Below are 15835 nucleotides of genomic sequence, written 5' to 3'. Positions count from 1 at the left end.
ACAATTTGAAGGGGAAGTCGAGAAAAACCAGGAGTGGCAAGGGTTTGGAAGGTGTGGAGAAGGTGGAATGGGGCTATACGACTTTATTTTGGGTGCATAAATCTTGTCTGTTGATAAAAAAGTCGTGAACCAATAAAAAAAGTCGTGAACCACTAAATCAGTCCCGGTGATTTGAACAGTCATCGGGACTTTCTAATTAATAGGAGTGATACATATCGAAACCATAGGCAGCTGTATTAGAATGATCAGAAAGCTGAATAAGATTAATCAAGTTGATTTTTCCAATCGAATTGGAATATCACAGGCTACTAATTGCAACGAAATGCGGGGTGATTTGTTATTATTCACCCGAGGAAAATCAGACCGATTTTCGCAAAGACAGTTTATAGCCGATGGAACGGGCGGATGCAATGACCACGGATTGGCTGGAGGATTGAATTTTTTTTCGCAGCAAACTGATATGGACATCCAATGTTCTTTTTCCGCTAATGTGATCAATTCCCCAGAACATATTGATAATTTCTTCTCTGGGCACAATCGTTTCCGGTCGTCTTGCGAGAAAGAGAAGCAGCTCAAATTCTTTTTTTCGCAGATGGACACGTTTTTCGTTGGCGATGACTTCATAATTGATCGGATCAATTTGCATATCGCCAAAAATAATCGTCTCGTTCACATTGGACATGCTGTTTTTCTCCATTGGCAGAGAAATTCGCCGAAGGGTTGCAGCGATGCGGGCCAATAACTCAGCAACCTCAAAAGGTTTCGTCATATAATCATCGGCGCCTGCCATTAAACCTTCAATAATATCCTGCACGCCATTTTTGGATGACAGAAAAATTACCGCCGCCGTACTCCCCATATGTCTCATTTTCGTTACAAGATCAATCCCGTTCATTCCGGTAAGCAATACTTCAAGAATAATCAAATCATAAGGTTTGCTGATCGATTGGTTCAGGCCTTCTCTTCCATCATGCGAAACCGAAATTTCGTAGCCTTTCTGTACCAGCGTATACGAAAGCAGATTCGTTACTGTCGGATCATTGTCAATGATCAGAATTCGATGTGCCATTCGCAACAATCCTCCTAAGAGCTTTACCTGAAACGACCAAATCGATTTAAACCAGCGCGATAATTATATAATCAATTAATTATTATTATACAATAAATATATAACCATATAATTATAAAAATCAATAATAAAATTAATTGCGTGAATTTCAAGTTAACATGCTTACGCAAAAATTAAGTTTAAGTTAAGATATTCAAAAATTTTTTACATTGGACAAATTTTTGTTTGATATCCATGTGACAGTCTTCTTTTATGATGAATCTTGTCAAATCAAATATTGATAGGAGAGGGTCTTCTTGCTACAAAAGTGGTCTAAAATGTCTTTATCCATGATTCTTGCGGCAGTGCTTGCATTTATGGTGTCTGCTTGCGGCAATTCGAATGGAGGCAGCCCAAATTCCTCGGGAGCCCAGAAAACGGAACCTGCTCAAACGCAACCCGCTCAAACCGAAGCTGCCCAGAAACCTGCCGAAAAACAATTCACATTGACGGCAGCCGGTTCAACGTTCGTCTATCCGCTGTTTTCGAAAATGTTCGCGGAATATAACAAACTTCACCCGAATGTCCAAGTCAATTATCAATCCATCGGTTCGGGCGGCGGCATTAAGCAATTGACTGCCGGTACGGTAGACTTTGCGGCTTCCGACGCGTTCATGAAAGACGAGGATATCGCAAAAATCAAGAACGGCGTCATTCACATCCCCGTAACTGTCGGTGCGGTTGCGGTGATTTATAACATTGACGGTGTAGAAAAAGGACTTAAACTGACTCAAGATACATTAGCGGGTATTTACCTCGGCAAAATTACAAAGTGGAATGATCCGAAGCTGACCGCCGACAATCCGGATGTCAAGCTTCCCGATCTTGCGATTACTCCAGTATTCCGGTCAGACGGCAGTGGAACCACGTCGATTTTTACAGATTATTTGAGCACGGTAAACGCGGAATGGAAGGATAAAGTGGGCAAGGGCACGTCTGTGCAATTTCCCGTCGGCATTGGCGGCAAAGGCAACGAGGGTGTAGCCGGACAAGTCAAACAAACCCCAGGCGCCATTGGTTATGCGGAATTGGCCTATGCGGACAAAAATAAAATTGCTTATGCCCAGCTTCGAAACAAAGACGGCAAATTCGTCTATCCTTCTTTGGAAGCAGCTTCCCTGGCGGCTGCATCGGCGGCGGCAAACATGCCGGAAGATACGCGGGTTTCGATCGTTGAGAAACCGGGTGAAAAATCATACGGAATCGTCGGATTTACTTGGGCGCTGTTGAATACACAATATGATGATGCCGACAAAAAACAAGCGGTCATTGATTTGCTGAAATGGGTATACCGCGACGGACAACAATACTCGGAAGATCTTCTTTATGCCAAAATCCCCGAAGCGATCGCCAAAATCAATGATAAAAATATGGAAAAAATAAAATAACCGGCAACATTTTCGGATTTATCCTGTTCATTCTCCGGGAGGGCGAAGCCTTATTCGCCCTCTTGACCTGTTTAGAATTCAAAGCTTTTTTAAGGACGTGATCAAACATCATGGAAGACAGGCTGCTGGCTGATAAAAAAAACAACCCGCTTGCGGAAAAACTCTTTAAATCGGGAACCCTGATATTCGCTTCATTGATTATTATGCTTTTCATTTGGATGGTATTGGTTTTATTCTTTGAGTCCAGAATGTCCATACAAAAATTTGGCTTTCAATTCCTGACCAGTACGGATTGGAATCCGGTCAAAGGACATTTTGGCGCGCTTCCTTTCATATTCGGCACCGTTGTCTCCTCATTCATCGCGATTGCGATTGCGACTCCGATCAGTATCGGAGCAGCCCTGTTTTTAACGGAGTTGGCTCCGAAATGGTTAAAGGCGCCCATTGCTTTCCTGATTGAACTGCTCGCCGCGATTCCAAGCATATTATTTGGTTTATGGGGATTATTTGTGTTTGTTCCCTTCGTACGGGAATGGCTTGAAACACCGTTAATGAGCATACTGGGGTGGCTCCCGCTTTTTTCCGGCGCGCCGATCGGCATCGGTATGCTGAGTGCTGGAATATTGTTGGCGATCATGATTATTCCAATCATTACCGCATTGTCGAGAGATGTGATAGAATCTGTCCCAACCCTTCAAAAGGAAGGAATATTGGCGCTTGGCGCAACGCAATGGGAGACGATCTGGAGAGTCGTTCTGCCTATTGCAAGGCCTGGAATTCTGGGAGCCGTCATTCTGGGATTGGGTCGAGCATTGGGGGAAACCATGGCGGTTACCATGGTCATCGGCAATCGGCCGGAAATCAAGGCCTCCTTATTTGCTCCTGCCCATTCAATGGCCGCCGTCATTGCGAATGAATTTACGGAAGCGGTCGAAGATATCTATTTATCCTCATTGATCGAAATCGGATTGCTGCTGTTTCTTGTCACTTTTGTGCTGAATGCATTGGCCAGGATGCTGATTTGGTCGTTAACCAGAGGACAGGGGGTGGAGGGACGTCTATGAAACCATCTAGGCTTGCTTATCGAAAGTGGATGAATCTGATGATGCGTTCCGTTGTCATCCTTTTTACATTTCTCGCTCTCATACCGCTTGTAAGCATCATCGGCTATATTGTCTATAAAGGATACGGGGCTATAAACTGGGATTTTTTCACGCAACTGCCGAAACCGGTCGGGGAAGCCGGGGGAGGTGTGGGCAATGCTATCGTCGGAACCGGAATTTTGGTAGGAATTGCTTCCGTTATCGGGATTCCGATCGGCATCATGTCTGCGGTATTTCTCAATGAATACAGCAGAAAAGGCATGCTGTCATCGATCGTCCGATTTGTTGTGGATATCATGCTCGGCATTCCTTCTATTGTCATCGGAATTTTTGCGTATTTGGAATTTGTCCGTCCGTTCGGCAATTTTTCAGCTTTATCCGGCGGTCTTGCATTGGGGATTATGATGATTCCCATTGTGGTGAGGGCAACGGAAGAAATCCTTCGGCTCGTTCCCGATTCGATCCGGGAAGGCGCATATGCTTTGGGAATATCAAAAGCAAAAACGATTATGCGAATTGTTATCCCATACGCAACGAAGGGGATTGTTACGGGAATTATGATTGGCGTTGCGCGGGTTGCTGGAGAAACGGCGCCATTATTGCTGACCGCATTCGGCAACCATTTTTGGAGCAAGAAATTGACAGAGCCCATTGCCTCACTACCGGCCCAAATTTTTGATTACGCCAAGTCGCCGTACGAGGATTGGATTACAAAAGCCTGGGGAGCGGCGCTGGTTCTGATTTTCTTTGTGCTCTCATTAAATATCCTGGCAAGAATATTCACAAAAAAACGTTATAAAAATGTGGCATGAGGTGAGCATAAATTGGCTAAAGGGATTCAAACCATTCAATTAAAGGCGTATTACGGTTCAGCAGAGATCCTTAAAGGAATTGATATATCCATAGAAAAAAATAAGATCACCGCGATTATCGGTCCTTCAGGCTGCGGCAAATCCACGTTTATTCGGTGCTTAAACCGGATGCATGAAGTGGTGGAAGGCGGACGTGTCGAGGGAGAAGTGCGGTTTGGCGATGTGGATCTTTACGATCCGCGGATGGATCCCGTTCAAATCCGTCGGCAAATCGGGATGGTGTTTCAGAAGCCGAATCCTTTTCCAACGATGTCCATCTTTGAAAATGTCGCATCGGGGCTTCGGCTCAACGGTATTCGCAATAAAAAAATATTGACCGAGGAAGTGGAAAAAAGCCTGACGATGGCTGCTTTATGGGACGAAGTAAAGGATCGGCTGGATCATTCCGCGATGAGCTTATCCGGGGGGCAGCAGCAGCGCTTATGCATTGCGAGGTCTCTGGCTGTCCAACCGGAAATATTATTGATGGATGAACCCGCATCCGCGTTGGATCCCATTTCTACAGGTCATATCGAAGAGTTGATCAGCAGATTAAAGGAGGAAGTGACAATCGCCATCGTTACTCACAATATGCAGCAGGCTGCCCGGGTTGCTGATTATACCGCATTTTTTCTTAATGGGGAACTGATTGAATATAATGAAACGGTCATCATGTTTACTTCTCCATCGGACAAACGGACTGAAGACTATTTGACAGGCAGATTCGGTTAAGGAACAGACTACCAGGGGGAGTATTAAATGGAACATCGAAAAAATTTGGATTTGGCTTTGAAGGAGCTTCAAACGATTTTGGAAGAAATGGGGCAGCGTGTCAACCGCTCCATTATCGAATCCATAGATTCGATAAAAGAACAGGATCCGGGAAAAGCGAAGCTGATCTTGGATAGGGATAGAGAACTGAATGCTTTGGAAGAAAAAATTATGGAGATTGGGGCCTCAAACGATTGCCACACAGCAACCGGTAGCCCGCGATATGCGAAAAATTTTAATGGCCTTCCGAGTCGCAAATGATTTGGAACGAATGGGCGATCTGGCTGCCGATATTGCAAAAGGTACACTCCGCATCGGTGAACAAGAATTGATCAAGCCGTTGGTTGATATTCCCCGTATGGCACTTTACATCAAAATGCGATTGAATCCCAGTTGCAAACCGTTCAGCATATGAAATCGATGAGCAAGAATTCATTTTTGGGGTGGAACCCGTAAAAGTAAAAACGGATTATGCGAAATTTTTGTTGGACAATCCAGAGGTTAATTTCACCTTGAATTTGAAAAATGAGGTTAAAGGCAACCAAGTGGGGCACTTTGGTTTCCAGGTTTCTTCGATGGAAGAGTTGACGGAGCAGCGGAATCGTATCCTGCAAGAGGAATTGCCTATAAGGGATGAACTTGATACGGACTGCTGCTATGCCAATCAAGACAAGTTTTGGATTACCGATCCGGACGGCAACGAATGGGAGTTCTTTTATACGAAAAAAGATATTGAACAACATGGCATGAACCATTTGGCTTGCTGTACGACAACAACGATGTCCTCCGCTTGTTGTTGATATATATTTATCGCCCGTTTGCCTCTTTATAAGTTCGGGGTCGTATCCAGTCCTGTGAAGACAGGTATATACTTTCTCATCTTCTTGGGATTGGCGGTTTTTGTAACTTTTCTTTTCGAACGAAGGGTATTCTGCCGATACATTTGTCCGGCTAACCGGTGTGATTTAGTGTCACCTCAAAGTTGTCTCTTATTGAGTTTGTTCATGAGAAAGCAACGGCGGTCCGCACTTGCGTAACTGCTGAATTCCAAAGCAACTATCTAAGCACGGATCACCGCTGTGTGTACTGCATGTCTTGCACAACGGAAAAACCTGAGGCTATCGTCAAAATACGATTCCGATGGCAAGGTTGTCGCCAATATCCCGGAAATTCCCGGACCTGCTGCAAGCTATCCGCCTGCTGCAATTGCAATAGTTTTCATTTCTTATCACCTTCCGATCATGATATAAAAGAAAAACTCCTACCGAATGAAATCGGTAGGAGTCATTAGTCGAACGGACATTTGCGGGCGAACTCCATCGCCTGATATTTTGTCATTAAACGTTTATTGGCTGACGATCACCTGAAGAGGCAAAACAACAATCCATGCATGTTTTGCTTTGCTTTTGATTTCGGGAATCATTTCCCGGATAACCTTTGCTGGGCCGATGCACTCGATGATGATGGGAACCTGGGAACGGGAAAAAAGCCCGGGTTTGGAAATGACTTGATCGTTTCCAAAGCCCGCAATTCCCCGTTTGACGGTTGACCAAATCAAACCCTGTTTTTGCATCAAGGATAAAAGCTCATCATGCAGCGGACGCCCAAACCAAGACGACTTTTCTTTAAAATAAATCTTTAACATGACATATTCATGCTCATTTGCCAGCGATGTCTCCTCAAGCAAGGAATAGGCGGATACTGTCACCAGCTGGCCATGAGATACCTTTTTCTTCAAATCGGGAACGAGATGCTCCACCTGCTCTTTGTCTCCCGCAGTTTCGATCATGATCGGCAAATTGTTGAATTGCATCGATTCCAGCGTTTGCGTCCGGATCTCATTCTTTTCCCCGATTCCTTTATCGGCTCTTGTAAGGAAGACGGGGCGGAACTTATCTTCCAACAGATTACGGGTAATATCCCAATAAAGTAAACCTGAGCCTTGGCCTTCGAATTCACCGACAATAATTTGAATCCATTTGGACGAATTCATTTCTTCCTCCTGTCCGGGCAGGCTTTTATTTCAACGTGCTGGCAAAGGACGTTTGATGAGGTTTTCCCCATATTTCTAAGTAATGTCAAAACGGATGCAAGCGGAACGGACAAATTACGGAGTGCATTCGTTGAATTATAGCCGGCCGGGACAGTTCCTCTTTAGTTGAGACAGATTGCGGCTTGGCGGAATTTGGGTTCATCCCTCGGTCATCTGCGATGACTTTTGGGAAAGCCCCGGTTCTCATAGACCGCATCTATCATGTATATAGATACAACGATATTGAACAGTAATTTTATTACCATTATAATACAAATCAAATCGATCAAGCAGAAGCAGGGTGAAACAGCAAGAGGTTCACGCTTCTTTTACCACGCCAGAATTTATAAGTTTCGGGGCTCTTGGAAAGCAAATTCTTATTGGCATGAACAACTATATTGGCTTCCGAAGTGGTTTACTGCGTAAATCTGAAGGTCTGGCTGCTTAGAGTGACTTCGAATTTTTTTTAAATCTGTAATGTAAACGCTGTCAAATCTATAACTTCCATGAATTTAACTTCATAAATGATTTAGGTAAAAAAGTAATTGAAACACAAATTTTGAGGGGGACGTTATCATGAAAAGAAGCATGAAATCAAGTTTGGTTTTCATCGCGATCATCAGTATGCTGATCGTTGCTGCGGGATGCGGGAAATCCAATCAAGCGGCACCGGCAGCGAACAGTGATGCGGGCAAGCAAGGCGCGGCAAGCGCAACCGGCGCACCCGGTGCTTCGAGTGCACCGAGTGCACCCAGTCCGGAAAGCAAGAAATATAAAATTGGCTCCTTGCGGTTCGCGTTCGACATTCCGGCGGAGCAAGCCATCATCACGGGCCAGAAAGAGGCAGCGGCGAAACTGGGCGTCGATTTGATCGTTGAGGATGGACAGGGAAATGCCCAGACTCAAATGAAGCAGGCGCTGAATCTGCTTACCCAGAAGGTTGACGCCGTGATCATCAGCCCCGTGGATCCGATCGGAATCATTCCGGCCGTGAAGAAATTCCACGATGCGGGCATTCCGGTCATAACGGCAGCTCTGGATGTGGCTCCTGAGGGCAAACAATACGTTACTTCGCTGGTCGGCCCTGACAATATTGCAGTTGGCAAAGCGGACGCTCAATTGATGAAAGAAGCGTTGGGAAAAGACGGCGGCAAGGTCGTTATCATTCAAGGAGCTAAAGGCTCGCAGATGGAAATCGACCGTACGAAAGGATTCAAGGATGAGCTGCAAGGCTCAAATATTCAGGTCGTTGACGAACAGGCTTCCCCTTGGGACCGCAAAAAGGCATTGTCCATCATGCAGGATTTCATCACCAAGTATCCTGATTTGAAGGGCGTATACGGTGAGGATGACAACCTGGCCATGGGTGCGGTTCAAGCCATTAAACAAGCCGGCAAAGTCGGGCAAATTCAAGTGGTGGGGTATAACGGAACGAAGGAAGCGCTGCAGGCGATTGATGAAGGCGCGATGTACGGAACCGGAAGCCAGCCGTTAATCTGGGAAGGTCAAATGGATATCCAGGTAGCTATCGACGCAATTCAAGGGAAACCTGTGCAAAAATGGTATAAAGACGAGATCCGGTTCTTGAAGAAAGGGCAGATCGGCGATTATGTTGCGCCGTTCTAAAGCGCTGTATCGTTGACTTTGCATAACTTAATGGAAATATGTGTTGAAGGTACATGGTTGAACAACCGGTACCTTCTTCGCGCAACACCGCACAATTTCAAGTACTGGAGGTCTCTTCCCCATGCACGTGTTGGAGATGAGCAAGATCAACAAATCGTTTCCCGGGGTAAATGCTCTGCAAGACGTTAATCTGCTCGTCGGAAAAGGAGAGGTTCACGGGCTGGTCGGCGCGAACGGTGCGGGCAAATCGACATTGATGAAAATCTTGTCAGGTGCCATCCAGCCGGATTCGGGAGAGATTTCGTTCAATGGGGAAAAGGTTCATTTTACTTCTCCGTTGGACGCCCAGCAGAAAGGAATTGTCATCATTCATCAGGAATTGAGTCTCGTCCCGACCTTGACCGTTGCGGAGAATATCTTTTTGGGGAGATTGTTCGGCAAGTCCCATAAAATCAACTGGAAACAGGTTTACAAGGATGCAGCCGTGTTATTGAGCCGGGTGGGCGCAGACATTCACCCGAAAACGATCGTGAGAGAATTGACTGTGGCGCAGATGCAATTGGTCGAAATCGCCAAGGCCCTGTCCTTTCAAGCCGATTTGGTGATCATGGATGAGCCGTCGGCCGTACTTAGCGGACATGAGCTGGCGCATCTCTTCGAAACGATAGCTTCGCTTTCCAAAAATGGGGTTACCGTCATCTACATTTCACACCGCCTGGAGGAAATCTCCGAAATTTGCGATCGGATTACGATCATGCGGGATGGGCGGATCATAGAGACAAGGGATGCGAAGCATATCCGGCGGGCGGATATCATCCGGGGCATTGTCGGACGTGATTTGAATGAAGAGTACCCGGCGCGGGAACCGGTCGAAATCGGCGAAGAAATTTTATCCGTCCATAACCTGCGATTGAAGGGCAAATTGCGCGATATATCCTTTCATATCCGCAAAGGAGAGATACTTGGCCTTGCCGGACTGGTGGGTTCCGGGCGAACCGAGGTCGCCCGCAGCATCTTTGGCGCGGACAAATATGATGACGGTCAAATTCAATTTAATGGAGTCCCAGTCAAAGTGAAGCATCCTGGGCAAGCGATCTCGCAGGGAATCGCGCTCGTTCCGGAAGACCGCAAATTGCACGGGCTTGTGACCAAATTTCCGCTCAAGCTCAACTTCACCATGGCCGCCTTAAAAAAAATAAGCCCATTCGGCTTTATCGATTCGAAGAAGGAACGCCAGACTTCCGAAGATCTTGTTGACCAGTTTAACATTAAAACACCGTCCATCGAACAAATTGCCTTGAATTTAAGCGGCGGCAACCAGCAAAAAGTGGTCGTGGCGAAATACATATTTTCGGATGCCGATGTACTTATTCTGGATGAACCGACACGCGGTGTGGACGTGGGTGCAAAACGGGAAATCTACTTGGTTATCCGGGAGCTGGCAAAGAAGGGGAAGGCCGTCTTATTGATTTCCTCGGATTGGAACGAAGTCATTGCCTTAAGCGACCGCATCGCCGTTATCCATGAAGGAAGAATCAAAGGCGAGATTGCCGGACCGGATGCCACTTCGGAAAAAATTATGCAGCTTGCTCTCAGCTAAGAAAGGATGATAGCTTTGCAGACTGTTACCAGTCAGAGTGACGAGCTCTTGTTAAAAAGCCGAATTAGACCAAGCGATTTTGGACCTGTCGTCGCATTGGGTTTGCTGGTGATTGTCGGTGCGGTGCTTTCTCCCGCATTTCTGTCGAAAGGCAATATTTCGAATATATTGGCCCAAATCGCTGTCTTGGGATTGGGAGCGTTGGGCATGACGTATGTGATGATCGGCGGCTTTTTCGACTTGTCCATCGCAGGGATTTTGGCTCTCAACGGTGTGCTCGTTGTCGGCTTGCAGGAATACTTGGGGCCGGTCGGGTCGATCCTTGGGGTGCTTGTGATCGGTGCGCTCATCGGGGTCATCAACGGCACGATTCTCCGCATCATTAAAGGCAATTTCGGTGCGTCCATCATGGTTACCTTTGGCACCGGGATCATCTATTCTTCGTTGGCTCTTTTGTATACGGGGGGTTACAGTCTTACGCTTCAGGTGAACGGTTTTTACCATTGGATTGTGCAGGGCCGGGTTCTCGGCTTGCCGGCGGCGATTGTCATTATGATTGTGTGCGCGCTTATCCTTCATGTGGTTTTGCGTCATTCGCGATTCGGCAGACGCGTTTATTTGACCGGGGCGAATGCGGAATCGGCGCGTCTGTCGGGAATCCCCGTTCACAGGGTTCGAACCGTTACCTTCATCATATCGGGTGTCATTGTCACGATTGGCTCCCTGATTCAAACGGCGCAAACGGTAAGTGCGTCGCCGACATCCGGAGGGAACTACGTGCTGGATGTGATTGCCGCAGTCGCCATAGGCGGAACGAGTTTTACGGGAGGAGAAGGCAATATCCCGCGCACCGTCATCGGTGTTCTGTTAATAGGCGTGCTGGACAATGTGCTCATTCTCGCGGGCTTTGATACCTCCGTGCAAATGATGGCTCAAGGCTTTATTATTGCCGTCGCTCTCATATTGGACAGCCGTAAAAAAAGCAAATATGCCGGGGCGAGGTGAGTTGGATGAAAGTGATTTCAAATATTTACAACCAAAAAGTATTGTTGATCCTGCTGATCATGTTTGTGCTCTCTTCCCTATTTGCTCCGTATTTTTTGACCTGGCAGAACATTTCGACCCTGCTGACGCAAAGCAGCATTTTCGGCATTATGGCGTTGGGCATGACATTTGTGATTCTGGCCGGGGAATTTGATTTGTCGGTGGGTGCGGTTATGGCCTTTTCGGGAGTGTTTGCCGTGAAGCTTGCCCCCTATACCGGAATCGGATCGGCCATCCTGATTGTCGTCCTATCCGCTGCATTGGCCGGATTGCTCGCCGGCCTGCTGGTGACCTGGTTTGGCTTGAACTCCTTCATGGTCTCGCTTTGCTCGATGTTTTTCTTTAACGGGCTGGCGTTGGCCGTATCCGGGAGCCGCCCGCTCATGACGATGGATCCGGTTCTCGACTGGCTGGGGAACGGCTCCACACTGTCGATTCCCAACATGCTGTGGCTTTTTGCCATTTTATTTGTGATTACGGAGTATGTTCTGCGTAATACCAAGTTCGGCCGCAATGTATATGCGGTAGGAGGGGATGAGCAGGTTGCGCGGCTCAGCGGGATTCCGGTGAGATTTTACAAGATCAGCGTGTTTGTCATTTCCGGTTTCTGCGCGGGAATCGGCGGAATACTTCTTGCCGGGATGCTGAATTCGGCTTCGCCGACTGTCGGGGAAGGCGCCGCGTTATCCGTGATCTTCAGTGTGGTCATCGGCGGCACGAGCTTGGCGGGCGGAGAAGGGAGCGCCATCCGCACCGTCATGGGGCTGTTTATTTTCGGCATTCTCGACGATTCGCTGTCGTTGCTCAATGTGCCGGGCTTTCACCAGTCCTTGATCAAAGGCGTGCTGCTGGTCGTCGTCATCGGTATGGATTACTACTCGCGGGGGAAAGTGAAGGCTTACGGTTAGTCAAAAGGCTATTGGGAGAAATGCATGCGGAACGGAATTTTGGTAAAGAAAAATTTGTATTTTACAGGAGTGATCTCTATATGAATCAATTGCAGGATAAGGTTTGTGTCATTACGGGCGGGGCAGGCAGCATCGGTCTTGCAACCGCCAAATTGTTCCTTGAGGAGGGGGCGAAGGTGCTGCTGGTCGACCTCGATCCCAAAGCGCTGCAGCAGGCCGTCGATGAGCTCGGCTCGGAGCGGGTCGGCTGGAAGGCGGCCGATGTGACCCGGGCGAATGAGGTGCAGGCTTACTTTAAAGAAGCGGTTTCGCGATGGGGGAAGGTTGACGTGATCTTCAGCAATGCCGGCAACGCCGGTCAAATCTGCCCGATTACCGAATATCCGGAGGAAGTGTTTGACCGTCTGTTCGCGGTTCATGTGAAGGGCGCCTTTCTCAACTGCAAATACGGTTTGCCGCAAATGAACGACGGCGGAAGCATCATCATCACCTCCAGCGTCGCCGCTTTTCGCGGAGACCCGGGTGTGGTCGCATACATTACAGCCAAGCACGCGCAGATCGGCTTGATGCGTTCGGTCTCCAAGGAAGCGGCCCCGAGGCGCATCCGGGTGAATACGATTCATCCGGGGCCGGTCAGCAACGATTTTCAAATGGGTATCGAGAAAAATCTGGGGCAAATTCTGCAGAGGGACGGCACTCAATTCTTCAATGAGCAGATTCCGCTGGGACGTCATGCCAGTCCGCAGGAAATCGCCCGCTCCGTGCTGTATCTGGCCTCGGATCAAAGCAGCTTTACGACGGGCAGCACGCTGGCGGTCGACGGAGGAATGAGCGTTTGACCTGTGACTGATTACCGGTGACCGCTTGACTGCCAGTCAAAATATCGAGGGAAAGGCAAGTTCCGGATCCAAAAGAAAGTAAAATCCCATCCCAAGGTTAGCGCCTAGGTGGGATTTAATATCTTTAAAAGCCGGAATGGACAAACCGATCCAAGCCAGTTGTGCAGCCGAGTGTTAGCAGCAGTCGGCTCAAGAAGCATCTAAAGCGAGTCGCAGGGTGAAATGCTATCCGATTTTTCAGCTGACCTGAACCATCCACCCGAGCTCATCCTGCAGCTCGCCAAGTTGAATGCCCGTCAAAGTATCGTACAGCTTTGCGGACAATTCGCCTGTTGTTCCGCCGTGAATCACAAGCCGCCTGCCAAGCGAGTGCAATTCCCCAATCGGCGAAATGACGGCGGCCGTCCCCGTGCCGAACGCCTCCTCCAGCATGCCGTTGTCGTATGCTTCGTGCAATTCATCAATGGAGATCATCCGCTCTTCGACCGGGATATTCCAGTGCTGAAGCAATTCCAGGATGGAATTCCGCACGACGCCATCCAGGATGCTTCCATTCAGGGCCGGCGTCAGCACCTTGCCGTTGATCTTGAAAAACACATTCATGCTTCCGACTTCTTCAATGTATTTACGGTGTACGCCATCGAGCCATAAAACCTGGGCAAAACCGTTAACGGCGGCATCATCCTGCGCCCTTAAGCTGCCCGCATAATTTCCCGCGGTTTTCGCCATGCCGGTCCCGCCTTTGACGGCCCGGACGTATTCAGTCTCGACATGAATTTTGACAGGATGGATCCCCTCAGCGTAATAAGAGCCGACCGGCGATAAAATGATCATAAATTGATAATGAGTTGAAGAAGAGGCCCCAAGCGACGGTTCTGTGGCGATGATGAAGGGGCGAATGTAAAGGGACGTGCCTTTTTTCGAAGGTATCCAATCCTGATCGATCAGGATCAATTGCTTCAAGGCATGCAGGGCGAGCTCCTCGTCGATCGACGGGATGCTTAGGCGCGCACTGGATTGATTCAACCGCCTGAAATTTTTTTGCGGCCGGAACAAAAGCAGCCTCTGATCCGCGGTTCGATAGGCTTTCAGCCCTTCAAATACCGTTTGACCGTAATGGAACACCTTGGCCGCAGGATCCAGCGAGATCGGCTGGTACGGTATAATCCGCGGCCGGTGCCAGCCCTGCTCCTCATCGTAATCCATGATAAACATATGGTCTGTATAATATTTCCCAAATCCAAGCCGATCGGCCGCCGGCTTCTGTTTTTTCGCGGCGGTCCTCTCAATGTCCAAAGAATAATTCATCGTTATCATCGACCCTTCCCGTATCGTTACTTGAATTGTATCACCTCTTTACGTATATGAAAAATATCATTTTTTGTGGATAATGATACCTATCAGGTGAGCGGATGCGGGGAGAAAAGTTGCCACAGCGGTTATTCGATATTCTTGCAGGGAAATATCAGAAAATAGAGAAAGCAATAATCATAAATAAAAAGCAATCTTCATAAATGAAATACAAATTATACGATGTGAGGTGTCCGTTGATGACCGTACATACGGAATGGAAAATGTTCTCGGGAAAAACCGGCGATTGCCGCGCTTACTTTGCTTCTATGGAGCCTGTTGCCGAACCGCGGCCGGCCGTGCTGATCATTCAGGAAATATGGGGAGTTGACGCGCATATTCGGGATGTTGCGGGCCGATTTGCCGCTGCCGGTTATGTGGCCATCGCGCCCGAGCTGTTCGCCGTTAACGGAGTGACCCCTGAGCCGCATACTGAGGAGCGGTTGGCCGAAGCGAAAGCATTCCTTCATTCGATTCCGCATTCGGCCTGGTTCAACCCGCGGGAGCGGGAAACGGCTATTCTGGGGCAGCCCGCTGACCGGCAGGACCGGCTCCGGGAGACGCTGGATTTGTTGTTCGGCCTGCTCAACCCCGCCGCCCAATCCGGTCGGCTGGCCGGCATTTTGGCCGATACGGCCGAGTATGCACGCAACACTTATGAGAAAACGAAGGGCATGCCCGTTGCTTCCGTCGGCTTCTGCATGGGCGGCGCCCTGTCGGCCGTTTTGGCGACACGGGACCCGCTGCACGCCGGTTCGGTCGTATTTTACGGGCGTCCGCCTCAAGAGGGGATAGCCGATATTCAGTGTCCGGTACTCGGCTTCTACGGGGGGCAGGATCCGAATATCACCAACCTGATCCCCGGCTTCCAAGAGGAGATGAAAAAGCATGGCAAAGCTTTTGAAGCGGTGGTGTATCCCGATGCGAAGCATGCCTTCTACAACGATACGAACCCGACATATGACGTCAATTCTGCCCGCGATGCGTTTGCGCGGTCGCTCGTCTTTTTGAACCGGGTGGTAGGACAGTAAGGGTTCGCGATGAAATTAGTTCCACTTTTGGCGGCAAAGGTTCAAGCGGTTTAATTGATCTTTGCCTTTTAGCCAATATTCCGTGGATCCGTCCGATGATGATCGGACGGTTTTTTTTTTGAAAAATAAAACATTTTCGCTGTGTGCTGCGTCTACTTTCATGAAAGAAATATTCATCCCAATT

Annotated in this window: 17 protein-coding genes and 1 riboswitch; of the genes, 14 read left to right on the top strand and 3 right to left on the bottom strand. The window is 48.2% G+C overall.

Annotation, left to right across the window (positions count from 1 at the left end; translation table 11 throughout):
- Nucleotides 1–358: 358 nt before the first annotated feature.
- Nucleotides 359–1069: a response regulator transcription factor gene (locus tag VF724_RS18205; protein ID WP_371755668.1), complete on the bottom strand. Its 711-nt coding sequence runs from the start codon at nt 1067–1069 to the stop codon at nt 359–361.
- 296 nt (nt 1070–1365) lie between these two features.
- Here VF724_RS18205 and pstS point away from each other — a divergent pair, with 296 nt between their 5' ends.
- The 8 genes from pstS to VF724_RS18165 all read left to right on the top strand — a co-directional run bounded on the left by pstS (nt 1366) and on the right by VF724_RS18165 (nt 6258).
- Entirely contained in the window at nt 1366–2496 is a 1131-nt protein-coding gene (pstS, locus tag VF724_RS18200; protein WP_371755667.1) for a phosphate ABC transporter substrate-binding protein PstS, read from the top strand.
- Between the two features lie 110 nt (nt 2497–2606).
- Nucleotides 2607–3560 (top strand): phosphate ABC transporter permease subunit PstC, encoded by a 954-nt coding sequence (gene pstC / locus VF724_RS18195; RefSeq protein WP_371755666.1) that lies wholly within the window; start codon nt 2607–2609, stop codon nt 3558–3560.
- On the top strand, nt 3557–4411 hold the full coding sequence (pstA, locus tag VF724_RS18190) for a phosphate ABC transporter permease PstA (protein ID WP_371755665.1): 855 nt from the start codon (nt 3557–3559) through the stop codon (nt 4409–4411). The genes pstC and pstA overlap by 4 nt, the downstream gene beginning before the upstream one ends.
- 12 nt (nt 4412–4423) lie before the next feature.
- The gene (gene pstB, locus VF724_RS18185; protein ID WP_371755664.1) at nt 4424–5182 is read left to right on the top strand and encodes a phosphate ABC transporter ATP-binding protein PstB; all 759 of its coding nucleotides are present in this window, start codon (nt 4424–4426) and stop codon (nt 5180–5182) included.
- A gap of 27 nt (nt 5183–5209) precedes the next feature.
- On the top strand, nt 5210–5482 hold the full coding sequence (locus tag VF724_RS18180; protein WP_371755663.1) for a PhoU domain-containing protein: 273 nt from the start codon (nt 5210–5212) through the stop codon (nt 5480–5482).
- Complete coding sequence (locus VF724_RS18175) at nt 5373–5636, top strand: phosphate signaling complex PhoU family protein (protein WP_371755662.1); 264 nt, start codon at nt 5373–5375, stop codon at nt 5634–5636. Before VF724_RS18180 ends, VF724_RS18175 begins: the two co-directional genes overlap by 110 nt.
- On the top strand, nt 5608–6021 hold the full coding sequence (locus VF724_RS18170) for an ArsI/CadI family heavy metal resistance metalloenzyme (RefSeq protein WP_371755669.1): 414 nt from the start codon (nt 5608–5610) through the stop codon (nt 6019–6021). The genes VF724_RS18175 and VF724_RS18170 overlap by 29 nt, the downstream gene beginning before the upstream one ends.
- 54 nt (nt 6022–6075) lie before the next feature.
- Complete coding sequence (locus VF724_RS18165; RefSeq protein ID WP_371755661.1) at nt 6076–6258, top strand: 4Fe-4S binding protein; 183 nt, start codon at nt 6076–6078, stop codon at nt 6256–6258.
- Nucleotides 6259–6492: 234 nt separating this feature from the next.
- A riboswitch (Fluoride riboswitch) is annotated at nt 6493–6554 on the bottom strand.
- Between the two features lie 12 nt (nt 6555–6566).
- On the opposite strand, the gene VF724_RS18160 is transcribed toward VF724_RS18165, so the two are convergent.
- A complete protein-coding gene (locus tag VF724_RS18160; RefSeq protein WP_371755660.1) occupies nt 6567–7214 on the bottom strand; it encodes a DUF190 domain-containing protein in 648 nt (215 codons plus the stop codon).
- A gap of 615 nt (nt 7215–7829) precedes the next feature.
- On the opposite strand from VF724_RS18160, the gene VF724_RS18155 reads away from it, so the two are divergent.
- From VF724_RS18155 to VF724_RS18135, 5 genes are all read left to right on the top strand, one after another.
- Nucleotides 7830–8879 (top strand): sugar ABC transporter substrate-binding protein, encoded by a 1050-nt coding sequence (locus VF724_RS18155; protein ID WP_371755659.1) that lies wholly within the window; start codon nt 7830–7832, stop codon nt 8877–8879.
- 121 nt (nt 8880–9000) lie between these two features.
- The gene (locus tag VF724_RS18150; protein WP_371755658.1) at nt 9001–10479 is read left to right on the top strand and encodes a sugar ABC transporter ATP-binding protein; all 1479 of its coding nucleotides are present in this window, start codon (nt 9001–9003) and stop codon (nt 10477–10479) included.
- A gap of 15 nt (nt 10480–10494) precedes the next feature.
- Nucleotides 10495–11484 carry an ABC transporter permease gene (locus VF724_RS18145; RefSeq protein WP_371755657.1) on the top strand — a complete coding sequence of 330 codons (990 nt, stop codon included), beginning with the start codon at nt 10495–10497 and terminating at the stop codon, nt 11482–11484.
- A 5-nt stretch (nt 11485–11489) separates the two neighbouring features.
- Nucleotides 11490–12431, top strand: a complete 942-nt coding sequence (locus VF724_RS18140) for an ABC transporter permease (RefSeq protein WP_371755656.1) — start codon at nt 11490–11492, stop codon at nt 12429–12431.
- 80 nt (nt 12432–12511) lie between these two features.
- Nucleotides 12512–13270: an SDR family NAD(P)-dependent oxidoreductase gene (locus VF724_RS18135; protein ID WP_371755655.1), complete on the top strand. Its 759-nt coding sequence runs from the start codon at nt 12512–12514 to the stop codon at nt 13268–13270.
- A gap of 237 nt (nt 13271–13507) precedes the next feature.
- On the opposite strand, the gene VF724_RS18130 is transcribed toward VF724_RS18135, so the two are convergent.
- Nucleotides 13508–14578, bottom strand: coding sequence for a branched-chain amino acid aminotransferase (locus VF724_RS18130; RefSeq protein ID WP_371755654.1), 1071 nt, complete (start codon nt 14576–14578; stop codon nt 13508–13510).
- Nucleotides 14579–14820: 242 nt separating this feature from the next.
- Between VF724_RS18130 and VF724_RS18125 the strand changes: the two genes are divergently transcribed.
- Nucleotides 14821–15651 (top strand): dienelactone hydrolase family protein, encoded by an 831-nt coding sequence (locus tag VF724_RS18125; protein WP_371755653.1) that lies wholly within the window; start codon nt 14821–14823, stop codon nt 15649–15651.
- The last annotated feature ends 184 nt before the right edge of the window (nt 15652–15835 follow it).

Origin of the sequence: Ferviditalea candida, assembly GCF_035282765.1 — a bacterium.
In the GTDB taxonomy this organism is placed as follows: Bacteria; Bacillota; Bacilli; order Paenibacillales; family KCTC-25726; genus Ferviditalea; species Ferviditalea candida.
The sequence above is the reverse complement of the archived record's forward strand: the minus strand, read 5'-3'. Positions and strand labels throughout refer to the sequence as shown.

Bases quoted from the DNA above. Each gene is read 5' to 3' on its own strand.
- VF724_RS18140 (WP_371755656.1), top strand. From the start codon at position 11,490: ATGAAAGTGATTTCAAATATTTACAACCAAAAAGTATTGTTGATCCTG.
- VF724_RS18205 (WP_371755668.1), bottom strand. From the start codon at position 1,069: ATGGCACATCGAATTCTGATCATTGACAATGATCCGACAGTAACGAAT.
- pstA (WP_371755665.1), top strand. From the start codon at position 3,557: ATGAAACCATCTAGGCTTGCTTATCGAAAGTGGATGAATCTGATGATG.
- VF724_RS18130 (WP_371755654.1), bottom strand. From the start codon at position 14,578: ATGAATTATTCTTTGGACATTGAGAGGACCGCCGCGAAAAAACAGAAG.
- VF724_RS18160 (WP_371755660.1), bottom strand. From the start codon at position 7,214: ATGAATTCGTCCAAATGGATTCAAATTATTGTCGGTGAATTCGAAGGC.
- VF724_RS18135 (WP_371755655.1), top strand. From the start codon at position 12,512: ATGAATCAATTGCAGGATAAGGTTTGTGTCATTACGGGCGGGGCAGGC.
- VF724_RS18150 (WP_371755658.1), top strand. From the start codon at position 9,001: ATGCACGTGTTGGAGATGAGCAAGATCAACAAATCGTTTCCCGGGGTA.
- VF724_RS18180 (WP_371755663.1), top strand. From the start codon at position 5,210: ATGGAACATCGAAAAAATTTGGATTTGGCTTTGAAGGAGCTTCAAACG.
- pstC (WP_371755666.1), top strand. From the start codon at position 2,607: ATGGAAGACAGGCTGCTGGCTGATAAAAAAAACAACCCGCTTGCGGAA.
- VF724_RS18125 (WP_371755653.1), top strand. From the start codon at position 14,821: ATGACCGTACATACGGAATGGAAAATGTTCTCGGGAAAAACCGGCGAT.
- VF724_RS18155 (WP_371755659.1), top strand. From the start codon at position 7,830: ATGAAAAGAAGCATGAAATCAAGTTTGGTTTTCATCGCGATCATCAGT.
- VF724_RS18175 (WP_371755662.1), top strand. From the start codon at position 5,373: ATGCTTTGGAAGAAAAAATTATGGAGATTGGGGCCTCAAACGATTGCC.